The organism is Rothia sp. HMSC061D12 (assembly GCF_001836735.1).
GTDB lineage: Bacteria > Actinomycetota > Actinomycetes > Actinomycetales > Micrococcaceae > Rothia.
This window is the reverse complement of the sequence record NZ_KV830305.1, coordinates 900,221-913,485: the sequence shown is the minus strand read 5'-3', so window position 1 is coordinate 913,485 and position 13,265 is coordinate 900,221. Positions and strand designations below refer to the sequence as shown.

At 58.3% G+C, this 13,265-nt stretch carries 14 protein-coding genes and 1 other RNA gene; all 15 read left to right on the top strand.

What is annotated here, in order from left to right; translation table 11 throughout:
• Position 1: 1 nt before the first annotated feature.
• The 15 genes from HMPREF2682_RS03555 to ssrA all read left to right on the top strand — a co-directional run bounded on the left by HMPREF2682_RS03555 (position 2) and on the right by ssrA (position 13,253).
• Positions 2–2,008 (top strand): glycosyltransferase, encoded by a 2,007-nt coding sequence (locus tag HMPREF2682_RS03555; RefSeq protein WP_070831498.1) that lies wholly within the window; start codon positions 2–4, stop codon positions 2,006–2,008.
• On the top strand, positions 2,005–2,886 hold the full coding sequence (locus tag HMPREF2682_RS03550; protein ID WP_005505397.1) for an ABC transporter permease: 882 nt from the start codon (positions 2,005–2,007) through the stop codon (positions 2,884–2,886). The genes HMPREF2682_RS03555 and HMPREF2682_RS03550 overlap by 4 nt, the downstream gene beginning before the upstream one ends.
• Before the next feature lie 4 nt (positions 2,887–2,890).
• Positions 2,891–3,664 (top strand): ABC transporter ATP-binding protein, encoded by a 774-nt coding sequence (locus HMPREF2682_RS03545; RefSeq protein WP_049337844.1) that lies wholly within the window; start codon positions 2,891–2,893, stop codon positions 3,662–3,664.
• A 440-nt stretch (positions 3,665–4,104) separates the two neighbouring features.
• A complete protein-coding gene (locus HMPREF2682_RS03540) occupies positions 4,105–5,367 on the top strand; it encodes a TadA family conjugal transfer-associated ATPase (RefSeq protein WP_070831495.1) in 1,263 nt (420 codons plus the stop codon).
• Complete coding sequence (locus tag HMPREF2682_RS03535; protein ID WP_049354294.1) at positions 5,367–6,221, top strand: type II secretion system F family protein; 855 nt, start codon at positions 5,367–5,369, stop codon at positions 6,219–6,221. Before HMPREF2682_RS03540 ends, HMPREF2682_RS03535 begins: the two co-directional genes overlap by 1 nt.
• Positions 6,218–7,150 (top strand): type II secretion system F family protein, encoded by a 933-nt coding sequence (locus HMPREF2682_RS03530; protein WP_049345773.1) that lies wholly within the window; start codon positions 6,218–6,220, stop codon positions 7,148–7,150. The genes HMPREF2682_RS03535 and HMPREF2682_RS03530 overlap by 4 nt, the downstream gene beginning before the upstream one ends.
• Before the next feature lie 108 nt (positions 7,151–7,258).
• The gene (locus HMPREF2682_RS03525) at positions 7,259–7,486 is read left to right on the top strand and encodes a hypothetical protein (RefSeq protein ID WP_005505403.1); all 228 of its coding nucleotides are present in this window, start codon (positions 7,259–7,261) and stop codon (positions 7,484–7,486) included.
• Positions 7,486–7,941, top strand: a complete 456-nt coding sequence (locus HMPREF2682_RS03520; protein ID WP_049354295.1) for a TadE family protein — start codon at positions 7,486–7,488, stop codon at positions 7,939–7,941. Before HMPREF2682_RS03525 ends, HMPREF2682_RS03520 begins: the two co-directional genes overlap by 1 nt.
• A 34-nt stretch (positions 7,942–7,975) precedes the next feature.
• On the top strand, positions 7,976–8,443 hold the full coding sequence (locus HMPREF2682_RS03515) for a pilus assembly protein TadE (RefSeq protein ID WP_080974867.1): 468 nt from the start codon (positions 7,976–7,978) through the stop codon (positions 8,441–8,443).
• Complete coding sequence (locus tag HMPREF2682_RS03510) at positions 8,430–8,957, top strand: pilus assembly protein TadG-related protein (RefSeq protein ID WP_049354297.1); 528 nt, start codon at positions 8,430–8,432, stop codon at positions 8,955–8,957. Before HMPREF2682_RS03515 ends, HMPREF2682_RS03510 begins: the two co-directional genes overlap by 14 nt.
• Positions 8,958–9,157: 200 nt before the next feature.
• Positions 9,158–10,285 carry a peptide chain release factor 2 gene (prfB, locus tag HMPREF2682_RS03505; protein ID WP_049327697.1) on the top strand — a complete coding sequence of 376 codons (1,128 nt, stop codon included), beginning with the start codon at positions 9,158–9,160 and terminating at the stop codon, positions 10,283–10,285.
• 19 nt (positions 10,286–10,304) lie between these two features.
• Positions 10,305–10,799 carry an SsrA-binding protein SmpB gene (gene smpB, locus HMPREF2682_RS03500; RefSeq protein WP_005505423.1) on the top strand — a complete coding sequence of 165 codons (495 nt, stop codon included), beginning with the start codon at positions 10,305–10,307 and terminating at the stop codon, positions 10,797–10,799.
• 128 nt (positions 10,800–10,927) lie between these two features.
• Positions 10,928–11,392 (top strand): DUF4190 domain-containing protein, encoded by a 465-nt coding sequence (locus HMPREF2682_RS03495; protein WP_049342185.1) that lies wholly within the window; start codon positions 10,928–10,930, stop codon positions 11,390–11,392.
• A 237-nt stretch (positions 11,393–11,629) separates the two neighbouring features.
• On the top strand, positions 11,630–12,511 hold the full coding sequence (locus HMPREF2682_RS03490) for a DUF4190 domain-containing protein (RefSeq protein ID WP_070831492.1): 882 nt from the start codon (positions 11,630–11,632) through the stop codon (positions 12,509–12,511).
• 369 nt (positions 12,512–12,880) lie between these two features.
• Positions 12,881–13,253, top strand: a transfer-messenger RNA (tmRNA) gene (gene ssrA / locus HMPREF2682_RS03485).
• The last annotated feature ends 12 nt before the right edge of the window (positions 13,254–13,265 follow it).

Sequence of the window (13,265 nt, the reverse complement as noted above, 5' to 3'; positions counted from 1 at the left end):
CATGGCTGATAAGACTTTGAAGAACCTGCAGCGGGTTATTTTCCCGAGCGCGGTTGAGACTGACGTCGTGCCCCTGTACGTGGACGCGAGTGTCGCAACCGGCGTTCAGTTGCCCACCCGTATTGATGGCGACGCTTCCACCTCCATTGCGGAGGCGATGAACACCTCCGGTCAGTCTGTGTCGAGCGCCAGCGCGAACCGTGATGCCGCGAACAGCCTGAACAGCCGCCGCTCCATCACCGTGAACGCGGGCCAGAGCCTGTCTTTCGGCACGTACTTCAATGCGTTCCCCGCCTCGTACTGGCGCCGCTGGACTGACCTGCAGAAGGTCGTTCTGAGCGTTCAGACTCGCGGCGAGGGCATGGTCATTGTGTACAAGTCCAACGGCCGTGGCGTGATTCAGCGCGTGGATGCGAAGCTGCTCTCCGGCGAGGAGACCAACACCTTCACCCTGCCCCTGGCGCCGTTCGGTGACGGCGGCTGGTACTGGTTCGACCTGGCTGGCACCGGCGACCTTGAGCTGATTGAAGCGAACTGGCTGGGCGACATTGAGCCCCGTGCAGACGTGAAGGCTGGTCAGGCGACCGTGCAGATTACCACCATGAACAAGGTGGAGTACTGCATTAACAACATTCGTGCTCTGGGTGAGAGCCCCGAGATTTTCGAAGCTGTGCACGAGTTCCTGATTGTGGATCAGGGCACCCAGAAGGTGCAGGATCACGAGGATTTCGAAGAGGTCGTCAAGCCCCTCTCCGGTAAGTTCCGCATTATCAACCAGGGCAACCTGGGCGGTTCCGGTGGCTTCTCGCGCGGCATGTTCGAGGCTGTCAACAACGGCTCCGATTACGTGCTGCTGCTCGATGACGACGTCATCGTGGAGCCTGAATCGATTCTGCGTATGGTGACCTTCGCGAACTACTGCAAGGAACCCACCATCGTGGGTGCGCACATGTTCGACATGTTCGACCGCTCGGTCCTGCACGCGTTCGGTGAGGTTGTTGACCCGTGGCGTAACTTCTACGCTAAGCCGCACGAAGACATGGCGATGGGCCACAACCTGGGCCACCACAACCTGCGTAACACCCCGTGGCTGCACCGCCGCGTGGACGTGGACTACAACGGCTGGTGGATGTGCCTCATCCCGACCGCCGTCATCAAGGAAATCGGTCTGTCCCTGCCCCTGTTCCTGAAGTGGGATGACGCTGAGTACGGTCTGCGTGCTAAGGCTGCAGGCTTCGCTACCGTGTCCTTCCCCGGCGCGGGCGTGTGGCACGTTTCCTGGACCGATAAGGACGACTCCGTCGGCTGGCAGGCGTACTACCACGAGCGCAACCGCCTCATTACCGCACTGCTGCACTCGCCCTTCGATAAGGGTGGCCGCGTGCTGCTGGAGTCCCTGTTCTTGGATGTCAAGCACACCCTGTCCATGCAGTACTACACCGAGGCTGGCCGCCTGATGGCGCTGGAGGATCTGCTCTCCGGCCCCGAGCACCTGCACCCCTCGCTCTCGCAGCGTCTGCCGGTGATTCGTGCGATGGCTAAGGAATACCCAGAGTCTCAGGTGAAGCCGAACGTGGATGACTTCCCGGCTATTCAGACGAAGAAGCCTCCGTTCCGTGGCCGCCGTTCCTTCGCGTCCCCCGGTTACAAGAAGCTTGCTTCCTGGACCGCGAAGACTGTTGCTCGTCAGCTGTTCAAGCCGGTGAGCGAAGAGGCGAAGGCTCACCCGCAGATTCAGCTGAACTACGGTGAGACTAACTGGTGGACCCTGTCGAAGTTCGATTCGGCTCTGGCGACTAACGCTGAGGGTACCGGCCTGTTCTGGTACCGCCGCGATCCTGAGCAGCTGAAGTCGAAGCTGGCACAGGCTGCTAAGCTGCACGTCCAGCTGGTGACCGGCTGGGAGAAGCTGCGTGAGCAGTACCGTTCGAAGGCTGCTGAGGTTGCGTCCTACGATGCGTGGGCTAAGACCTTCGCTGAGCATACGGATTCTGAGCTGACCCGATGAGCGATCTGAAGTCTGTTCCCCTGAAGGCGCCTGGTCGCGGCCGCGGCATTCTGGATGCGATGAAGAATCGCTACCTGCTTCGACTTCTGGTCGATAAGGAAATCCAGGTCCGCTACCGCGGCTCGGTGCTGGGTATTCTGTGGTCCTACATTAAGCCGGGTGTGCAGTTCCTGGTGTTCTACATTGCCATGGGTCTTTTCCTTGGCCTGGAACGCGGTATGCACAACTACGCTGTGTATCTTTTCTCGGGCATGATTGCTATTAACTTCTTCTCGGAGGGGTTCGGCAATGGTGCTCGCGCCATGGTGGTTAACAGTGCTCTGATTCGCAAGATTTACCTGCCGCGTGAGCTGTTCTCGCTGTCTACGGTGTGGGTGGCTCTGGTGCATTTTGTGCCGCAGATTGTGGTCATGCTCCTGGCGTGCTTTGCGGTGGGCTGGCATCCGTCCTTGTTGGCTTTTGAGTCGATTCTGGCGGGCATGCTCATCGTGATGCTGCTGTCCTATGGTCTGGGTCTGATTTTCGGTGTGGCTAACGTGTTCTTCCGAGATTCGGAGAACATCGTGGACATGCTGCTGATGGTGGCTACCTGGTTCTCGCCGGTGCTGTACTCCTGGACCATGGTGCGTGACACCCTGTACCCGTGGGTGTTCAACGTGTTCATGATTAACCCGCTGACCGTTGCGGTGGAGCTGTTCCACTATGGCTTCTGGCATCCGACGCTCCGTCCTGAGGATTTGGCGCTTCCTGCTTCGCAGGTGGTTCCGCATCTCTTCAGCTTCTGGACTCCGATTGCCATTGGTATTTCTCTGCTGACCGTTTTGATTGGTGATTTGCTCTTCCGTAAGTTTGAGGGCAACTTCGCCCAGGAGCTCTGATTCTGTGGATATTAAGAAGCTTGAGTTCCCGCCGGTGAGCCCGGACGCTCCCGTGGTGATTCACGTGGAGAATTTGGTGAAGCGCTTCGTTCTGCGCCACACCCGTTCGATGAAGGAAGCTTTTGTGTGGCTGATTAAGGGCCGCAAGGGTGATCTTTCGGAGAAGTTCAATGCGCTCAACGGCGTGAGCCTGGATATTCGTCAGGGCGAGCGTGTGGCTCTTCTGGGTCTGAATGGCTCGGGTAAGTCCACGCTGCTGAAGATGATTTCTGGCGTGATGCGCGCTGATGAGGGTGAGGTTCTTACTCGCGGCAATATTGCGGGTCTGATTGAGGTGGGCGCGGGTTTCCACCCGGATCTGACTGGCCGCGATAACGTGTACCTCAACGGCGCTATCTTGGGTATGACCAAGGAAGAGATTGAGGCTTCCTTCGATTCGATTGTGGATTTCGCTGAGATTCACGACTTTATCGATACCGAGGTGAAGTTCTACTCTTCGGGTATGTACCTGCGCCTGGCGTTCTCGGTTGCGGTTCACACGAACCCGGATATCTTCCTGGTGGATGAGATCCTTGCGGTGGGCGATGAGCCGTTCCAGAAGAAGTGTATTGCGAAGATTCAGGAGCTGTGCTCTGCCGGTAAGACTCTTGCCGTGGTGAGCCACGACCTGGATTTGGTTTCTAAGATTTGTGACCGCGGCGTGGTGCTGGAGCACGGTAACCTGCGTTTTGACGGTCCGATTAAGGAAGCCGTGAAGGTGATTCGCGGCGGTGACTAACCGCTAGATGATTGCTTGTGATGGGGCGTGTATTCCCGATGGGGGAGTGCACGCCCCTTTACTGTGCCCGAATGTTGTTGCTTCGGGAGGGGCTGCGATGCTGCAAAATGGCGGCTGCGGGTGTTTTAAGACGAAATGTTACGCGTGCACCGAGTGCAATATAGCTGCGGTCAGCGGTGAGGGGTTCGAGGGGTGCGCGGGCGGCTGTTCTGTGAGTCACAGCTGACTAGGTGTTTTTGAATTTTAATGCACGTTAGGTAACGATGTATGCAGTTCCACGCACCAAAAATACTCAAATACTATACTCGTAAATATTAAGGGGCGTTTTATTACATTTTGATAAATTTGATGCTTTGACGCTAGGGTGATGGTGGCATTGATGTATCAATGCTTCACCGTATTCCACACAACCACACCACACACAGCATCGGATCATTTCAATGGAGAACACCGTACTGGATACCCGGGCGGAGCATCTTACTCTGCTCGAGGAAAATATCCGTGAGGCAATGCGCCACCGTAGCCTGGACCCGCATGAGGACCAGCACGCCGTTCGCGGGCTCATTGACGAGCACCTGAACGATTATGAACAGCGACGCACCCGCATCTCCCTGCCCGATTTGGGTGACCGTGACTCCGTGGCCCAGCGCCTGCACGATGAAATCTGCGGCTTCGGCGTGATTCAGCCGTTCCTGGACGATGAGAGCGTTGAAGAAATCTGGATCAACTCTCCCGACGAAATCTTTATCGCCCGCAATGGCGAGAGCGAGCTGACCGGCCTGCACCTGAGTGCCGAGGCGATCAATAGCCTGCTGGAGCGTATGCTCAAGCCTTCGGGTCGTCGCGTGGATCTTTCCTCCCCGTTCGTTGACGCGTCCCTGCCGGACGGTTCCCGACTGCACGCGGTGATTCCGGATATTACCCGCAAGCATACGAGCATTAACATCCGTAAGTTCGTGGTGCGTGCCCGCCGTCTGCCCGACCTGGTGCGCATGAACTCGCTGAGCGCCGGCGCGGCGTCTCTGCTGCACGCTGCGGTGGAGAGCGGCATGAACATCCTCGTCTCGGGCGCAACCCAGGCGGGTAAGACCACGATGCTGAACTGCCTGTCGGCATCCATTCCTCCGCGTGAGCGCGTGATTACGTGCGAAGAAATTTTTGAGCTCGCGGTTCCGCTACGCGATGTGGTGGGTCTGCAGTGCCGCCAGCCGAACCTTGAGGGCACCGGCGCGATTGAGCTACGCCGCCTGGTCAAGGAGGCTCTGCGTATGCGCCCGGACCGCATCCTCATTGGTGAGGTGCGTGAGGCGGAGTCCCTGGATATGCTCATTGCGCTCAACGCGGGTCTGCCGGGTATGTGCACGATTCACGCGAACTCGGCGCGTGATGCGGTAACCAAGATTTGTACCCTGCCGCTGCTGGCTGGCGAGAATATTTCCTCGGCGTTCGTGGTGCCGACCGTGGCGTCCTGCTTTGACATTGTGGTGCATTGCGGCCGCGATTCGCGCGGTCAGCGTCAGGTCGAAGAGATCAGCATGCTGGGTGGCCGCGTTGAGGACGGCGTGATTGAGATGTCCCCGCTGTTTGTGCGCCGTGATGGCCGGATGGTGTGCGTGGCGTTGGAGCTGCCGAACCCGGATCGTTGGGTTCGTGCCGGTCACCGTCCCGAGCAGGTGCTGGCTGCGGCGAAGGCGGGTCAGTAATGCCTCTGTTTCTGAGCCTGATTTTGGGGTTGGGCGTCTGCCTGATTTACCTCTCCTGCTTTCCTGATAACGGCAAGCCGCCGAAGCCGAGTAATGACCCGGCGCTGGTAATTGCTCTTCGTAAGGCGGGCATGCATTCGTTGACGCCTCGCACGTTCATGTGGGTGAGCGTCGCCAGCGGTGTGACTGCCTCGGTGCTGTTGCTGATGGTCACTCAGCTACTGCCGTTGGGTCTGCTGGGCCTGATTGGCGGTTTTGTGGCGCCCCGCGTGGTCGTGAATCATCGTGCCCGCGCGGCGGATGCCCGCATTTGGCAGTTGTGGCCGGATGCGGTGGACCACCTGCGTTCTGCGATTCGTGCGGGCCTGTCCCTGCCGGAGGCGCTGATTCAGCTCTCCTACCGCGGCCCGGAAGAGCTGCGTGATGCTTTCGCTCATTTCTCTCGTGATTACCGCGCGTCGGGTGAGTTCGTGCCCTCGCTGAACCGTTTGAAGGAGTACCTTTCTGACCCGGTGGCGGACACCATTATTGAGGCGTTGAAAATTGCCCGCGAGGTGGGTGGTTCGGACCTGGGTAAGCTGCTGGGTACGCTGAGTGATTTTCTGCGTGAGAATGCGCGTACCCGTTCGGAGCTTCTGGCGCGTCAGTCGTGGACTGTGAATGCGGCTCGCCTTTCCTGCGTGGCGCCCTGGTTTGTGTTGTGCCTGATGGCGACTCAGCCTGCCGCGCGCATGGTGTATAACTCGTTTGCCGGTGCGATGCTGATGATTGCCGGTGCCGCTATTTCTTTGGCGGCGTACCGTCTGATGCTGCGTATTGGTGAGTTGCCGCGTGAACGGAGGGTTTTCGGATGAATCTGCCTCTGATTTTTGGTCTGCTGCTGGCGACCGGCGTGGGTCTGATTCTCTCATCGGTGCTGAATACTCGCAGTATTTCGTTCTCTGATCGTGTGGCATCGCAGCTGCGCGGTGAGACTTTGCGTGAGTCGCTGTTGAAGGAGCAGGAGCGCCGTGAGCCGAGCCTGTTGGAGGCGATTTCGGCGTTCTGCGCGCCGCTGTTGCGTTCGCTGTCCTCATCGTTGAGCGGTTCGTCGCTGAGTGATAGTTCGGTGCAGGAGCGTCTGCGCCGTGCGGGTTCTTCGCAGAGTGTGAGTGCGTTTCGTGCTGAGCAGCTGCTGTGGGCTCTTGCCGGTGTGACCGTCATGAGTGCTTTGACCGTGATTGGCGTGGTGCAGGAGCGTTTCTCCATCCTGGTGGCTCTTGTGCTGGTGCTGGTGAGCGGTTTGAGCGGCTTTTTGGCGCGTGACTGGTGGCTGGGTGAGGCGGTGACTAAGCGTGAGAAGCAGCTGGTTGCTGAGTTCCCGGCGCTGGCGGAGATGATGGCTCTGTCGGTGACAGCGGGCGAGTCGGCGCTGGCGGCCCTGGAGCGTATCTGTTTGACCTCTCGCGGCGAGTTGGCTCGTGAGTTTTCTGAGATTTTGGCGCAGACCCGCACCGGTGTTTCGCTGCTGAGCGCGCTGCAGGAGTTTGCGGAGCGTACTCGCGTTCCGGCGTTGAGCCGCTTCGTTGAGGGTATTGCTGTTGCGATTGAGCGCGGTACCCCTCTGGCTGATGTGTTGCGTGCGCAGGCTCAGGATGTGCGCGATAACGCTAAGCGTGAGCTGATGGAAACAGCCGGTAAGAAGGAGATTGCGATGCTCGCCCCGGTGGTGTTTTTTATCCTGCCGCTGACGGTGATTTTTGCGGTCTTCCCGGGCTTGTCGCTCATGCGTTTGAACTTTTAGATTTTGCGGCGGGTACACACCGTACCGGCTGCACCGCGGTGGGCTGGGCTGATTGCCCGGCGCGCCGCACCAACCACACACTACACCCTTTGATTGAAGGAGAAAATCATGTTCCGTCGTTTCCGCACCACCCTGACCGTGCTGATCGCCCTGGCTATCGCATCCGTGCTGGCTCTGCGCCTGAAGAACAAGCAGGACGACCCCGAGCGCGGCGACGTGCCCGGCTGGGTCATGATCACCATGATGAGCGCCGTGCTGGTTGCAGCTATCCTGGCGATTGCTCAGCCCGCTCTGACCAAGATGTTCAACGACGCAATCGCTCTGGTTCACCAGTGATGCGTAAGCCCCGCATCGCTTCTGAGCTGACTGCCGCTGAGCTATCCTCCGCGGAACATTCTGTGGAGGATAGCGAGCGCGGTGATGCCAGCACGGAGTTCGTCATGGTCGGTGCCCTGCTGGTGTTGCTGACCATGGCGATTCTGCAGGTTTCTTTCGCTCTGTATGCACGAACCATGTTGGTGGATGCTGCGGCGGCTGGGGCACGTTACGGTACGATGCGTGACCGCACCCCGCAGGAGGGCATGGAGCGTACCCGTCAGATGATTGAGGGGGTTCTCCCGTCCTCGTACGCTGAGAACATTTCGTACCGTCAGAGTAGTGATTCTACGGGCGTGCGCACTTTGGAGGTGACGGTGAAGTCTCCGTTGCCGGTGCTGGGTCCGTGGGGTTTTCCGGATTCTATTGAGGTGAAGGGGCATGCGATTTATGCGGAGCATCGTTCCGGTGATTAGTGGCTTTTCGCTTCGGCAGCGGGTGAAGGCTCGCTTGAAGAATCGTTCTGATCGGTCTCTTGCTGACCTACCTCTTTCTGAACAACACGGCTCTGAAGAGGGTAGCGCCATTGTGGAGTTCCTGGGCTTGGGTATTACGCTGCTCATTCCGGTGCTCTACGGCATTCTGACGATTTTTAGCCTGCAGTCTTCGGTGATGGCGGCTCATGCGGCGAGCGCCCAGGTGGTGCTGTATGTGCAGGAGCAGCCGCAGGATTCGTCGGTGGGCCCGGATTTGGCTCAGCGTCTGGCGGCGCATGCCGCAGCGGATTACGGGGTAGACCCGTCCGATGTGAGCGTGTCGTTGAGCTGTTCGTCGGGGGAGTGCGTCTCGGGTACGAAGGCGTACGCCACGGTGACGGTTCAGGCGCGCCTGCCGCTGCTGCCTTCGTTTATGGGTGGCGGCGTGATTCCGGTGAGTTCTCACGCGACGAGTTGGGGGTCTGGTCATGCTGAATCCTAATGGTTCGCCCGCTCACCTGTTCTCGGCTGTACGGGAGCGCTACGCCCACGTTCGTGCCCGCGTGCAGAGCCGGGCGCTCGCCTCTGACCGCCTCGCCTCAGACCCGGAAGAGGGCAGTATTGCCCCGCTGATTGTGGGCATGCTGGCGTTGCTTCTGCTCATTGGCTCGGTGACGGTGGCGATTACCGGCGCGTATCTGCAGACTCAGCACCTGCAGGATATGGCAGACGCTCAGGCGAACTCGATTACCCGCACGATCCGCACTCCGGAGGAGGCGAGTGGTTCGGCGGCGTGGGAGTATGCGAGCGCGTACCTGGCTGAGGTTCAGCCGGGGCAGGATTTTCAGGCGTTGCGCCTGGAGAACGTGTCCGTGGATTCTGATCACAGTGTGCACGTGTACCTGTCGGCTCGTATTCGTCCGCCGCTGCTGTCGATTCTGGTGCCTGATGGTATTGAGGTGACCGCTCACGGCTCGTCGCGTTTGAAGACGAGCCAGGGCCCGTCCAACGACTAGAGGCGCTGTGAGCCCCATAGACTGCGAGGGTGCATCCGCAAGGTAGTGTAACGGCTAGCGGATGCGCCCTCGTTTTATGCCCTTTTAATGTCTTCGTTGGGCGTCTTCTGCCCTCTGCCTGCATCATCCTTCTGCGCTGTGGGCTGTTGCGGGCTGTAACGGCGGGACTTTCTGGCATTTTCGCGATAGTGTTAAAGGCTATGGCATCCTTCGACTTTTCTGCTGAGATTAAAGAGCTTCGCGCGATTTTCACCTCTATTGCTGCTGTGAGCGATATTGAGGGGATTGAGCGCGCCATTGAAGACCTGTCTGCGCAGGCTGCCGCACCCGATTTGTGGGATGACGTGGAGAACGCGCAGAAGGTGACGAGCGCCCTGTCGTATAAGCAGTCGGAGCTGAATCGTCTGCGTTCGCTGTCTTCTCGCATTGATGATGTTGAGGTGATGGTGGAGCTTGCCGAAGCGGAGGATGAGGAAACTGCCGCCGAGCTGCTCGCTGATGCTGAGCGTGAGTGCGGTGAGATCCGCGCCAAGCTGGAGGAGCTTGAGGTGCTGGTGCTGCTGTCGGGTGAGTACGATCAGCGTGAGGCTGTGGTGACGATCCGTTCGGGCGCCGGTGGCGTGGATGCTGCTGATTTCGCGGAGATGCTGCTGCGCATGTACCTGCGTTGGGCGGAGAAGAACGGCTACCCGACGAAGGTTCTGGACACCTCCTACGCTGAGGAGGCGGGCCTGAAGTCGGTGACCTTCGAAGTGAACGCACCGTACGCTTTTGGCCGCCTGTCGGTGGAGGCGGGTACTCACCGCCTGGTGCGTATTTCGCCGTTCGATAATCAGGGCCGCCGCCAGACCTCGTTCGCGGCGGTCGAGGTAATTCCTCTAATTGAGCAGACGGACGCTATTGAGATTCCCGAGTCTGAGATTAAGGTGGATGTGTTCCGCTCCTCGGGCCCGGGTGGTCAGTCGGTGAATACGACGGATTCGGCGGTGCGTATGACTCACTTGCCGACCGGTATTGTGGTGTCGATGCAGAATGAGAAGTCGCAGTTGCAGAACCGTGCGGCGGCTTTGCGTGTGCTGCAGTCTCGCCTGTTGCTGTTGCGTAAGGAGCAGGAGGACGCGAAGAAGAAGGAGCTTGCCGGTGATATTAAGGCAAGCTGGGGTGATCAGATGCGCTCCTATGTTCTGCATCCGTACCAGATGGTGAAGGATCTGCGTACCGGCTATGAGGAGGGTAATACCTCTAATGTTTTGGATGGCGGTTTGAACGCCTTTATTGATGCTGGTATTCGCTGGCGTGCTTCGGGGCGCGCGGCTGAAGAGAGCTAAGACGTATAAGGATTGAGTGATGGCTCAGAAAAAGAAGAAAGACGCGAAGAAGGACCCGAATAACGCGATTATTGCCCAGAATAAGAAGGCTCGCCACAACTACAACATTGTGGATACCTATGAGGCGGGCATTGTTCTGCTGGGTACTGAGGTGAAGTCTCTGCGTGATGGTGGGGCGTCCATTGTGGATGGTTTCTGCCAGGTGACCGATAACGAGATGTGGCTCGAGGGTATTCATATTGCGGAGTATGGTTACGGTACGTGGACGAACCATGCGGCTCGTCGTCGCCGTAAGCTGCTGCTGCATCGTTCTGAGATTAATAAGTTGGCGCAGAAGCTGAAGGAGACCGGTTACACGGTGGTTCCGTTGAAGCTGTACTTCTCGAATGGTCGTGCGAAGGTTGAGATTGCTTTGGCGACCGGTAAGCGTGAGTACGATAAGCGTCAGGCTTTGCGTGAGCGTCAGGATGACCTGGAGGCGCGCCGCGCGATGCGTTACCGCAACCTCGGCTAGGGCTGAGGCAACGGCCGGGGTGCACGGCTGCTCAGGAACTTGCCGGTAGGGTCTAGGCGCGGTTCCTCGCGTATAATGGTTGAAAATTCGCGGTGTACCGCGAGCACCATACGTTTTTGAGGAGACACATGTCTGAGAACCCGAACTACCAGCAGAACCCGGGCGAGTTCATCCCCGCACCGCAGCAGGCACCGGCATACAACATGCAGGGCGGCTACCCCGGCTACCAGCCGACCCCGAGCTCGGCTCTGGCGATTGCTTCGCTGATCCTGGGTGTTATTGGTCTGCTGTCTGGCTGGCTGATTTTCGGTGGCGTGCTGGGTCTGGTTGGCGTGATTCTGGGTATTGTTGCCCTGGTGAAGGTGAAGAACGGCACTGCCTCCGGTAAGGGCATGGCGATTGGTGGTATTGTCACCGGTGCGCTGGGCATGATTGTTGCTGTTGTTGTGCTGATTCTGGGCTTGATTGGCATTGGCATGCTCGGCGACTGCGCTGAGAAGGCCGTGCAGGATTCGAACGGCAACTACGTGTGCACCATTCACGGTGAAACCATGACGATGAGCCCCGATGAGTACAAGATGTACCGCCGTTAAATCGCATTGAGTCTTTGAAGCTTGAGGGACCGAATAGTGTTGAACTATTCGGTCCCTTGCTCTTTTTCTGCGCTGAATCTGCCCGATTGGTGGATTCTGGGGGATGATTCTGGAATCTTGGACTTCATAGGTGACCCCAATGACGGCTTATTTATATAATGGAACCGAACTCAGCGCGCAATGGTGCGTTGGGCGAGTATAAATTGTTCGCTGCAACTGTGAAGGAAAGAACGACGGATGTCTGAGAATAACTACGGAAACAACCAGGGGAACGCACAGAACCCCTACGCTGCTCAGCAGCCTAATTCTTCCGCCCAGAGCTCGTACGGTCAGGATTATGGCCAGGCTCCTTCGGCACAGAACACCTACGGCCAGGATTACGGTCAGAGCGCATCCGCTCAGAACACCTACGGCCAGGCGCAGCAGCAGAACGCTACTCCGCAGAACTCGACCCAGCAGAACCAGTACGGTCAGTTCGGTGCGCAGCCTTCTTCGCAGAATGCTTACGGCCAGAACGCTGCTCAGGGTACCTCTGCCCAGGGTGCTTCGGCTCAGAACACCTACGGCCAGCAGCAGTACGGCTACGGTCAGGACGCCTCCTACCAGGCGCAGCCCGCTCAGCAGAACCAGTACGGTTACGGCCAGGACGCCTCCTACCAGGCGCAGCCCGCTGACTACAACTACCAGCAGAACTCATACCAGCAGCAGCCTCAGCAGGACGCTTACGGTTACGGTCAGCCCGCGGGTTACCCGTATGCGGCTCCCGTGACGAAGAAGGCTCCCGGCATGGCGCTGGCGGCGATGATTCTCGGTATTGCGGCTGTGCTGACCGGTTTCTTCGTGTTCGGTGCCCTGCTGGGTATCGCTGCGATTATTCTGGGCGCCCTGTCCCTGAAGAAGACTAAGGAAGTTGGCGCGGGTAAGGCATTCGCACTGACCGGTATTATCACCGGTGCGGTGTCTGTCCTGATTTCGATTTGTATGCTTTTCGTATTCATTTCTTTCTATCAGACCACTGAGAAATGCCTTGAGGTTGGTACCGAGGACGGTCACGGTAACGTGGTCTGCCAGATTGGTGACAACCCGAACAACCGCATGACTGTTCCGGCTCACCGCTAAGGTTTGACCGCCTAATTTTGACTGCCTAATTTTGGCTACCCAGTGCGGTACGCGAACGGGGTGGGGCTCCCAGATGATCTGGGGAGCCGCACCCCGTTTGCTGTGCCCGTGATTTTCTGCGCCCGCCGTTGATCCGGGTGTGTGCTGGAGGCGCGCTCGCTGTATCCTCTGCGTCTGTTCTTAGCTGGTGTTCTCTGTCCTGGTGTTCTCTGTCAGTGAGCGTGCCGCGTGTGTGGGGTAGGGGGGGACTTGCACGCCGTTAAACATCTCAGATATACTGAATCTCTACCGTGTTTGAATGGCACCGCAGCGTCTAGGTACGCTGAGGAAAACTTTCAGAGGACGGTGGGCTTTTTGATAAAAGCATAGGGGGATGATCGGTTTCGACGATGTGAGTTGAGATGGGTGAAGCGTGCCGAGGATGCAGGGTTATCTCGTTAACGCCCTCTGCAAAAAATTAAGTGCAGAATCTAAGCGCACTGACTTCGCACTCGCTGCCTAAGCGCGAGTTGCCGTCTGTCGGCCTGAGCATGCCTTTGGCTCAGTTACCGGCATCGACTTAAAAGGCCACTGCTGCTAGCCCTTGTTGCGGGGGTTAGCGGGACTTTTACGTGACTAGGTTCGTCGGTATATGTGTTTATGCAAGTACCGGAGCCGAAAAGTAGCGTTCGCATAAACTGCGCACGGAGAAGCCCCGTTGACGCCACATCGGACCGGGGTTCGATTCCCCGCATCTCCACGATCTCCCAACCGT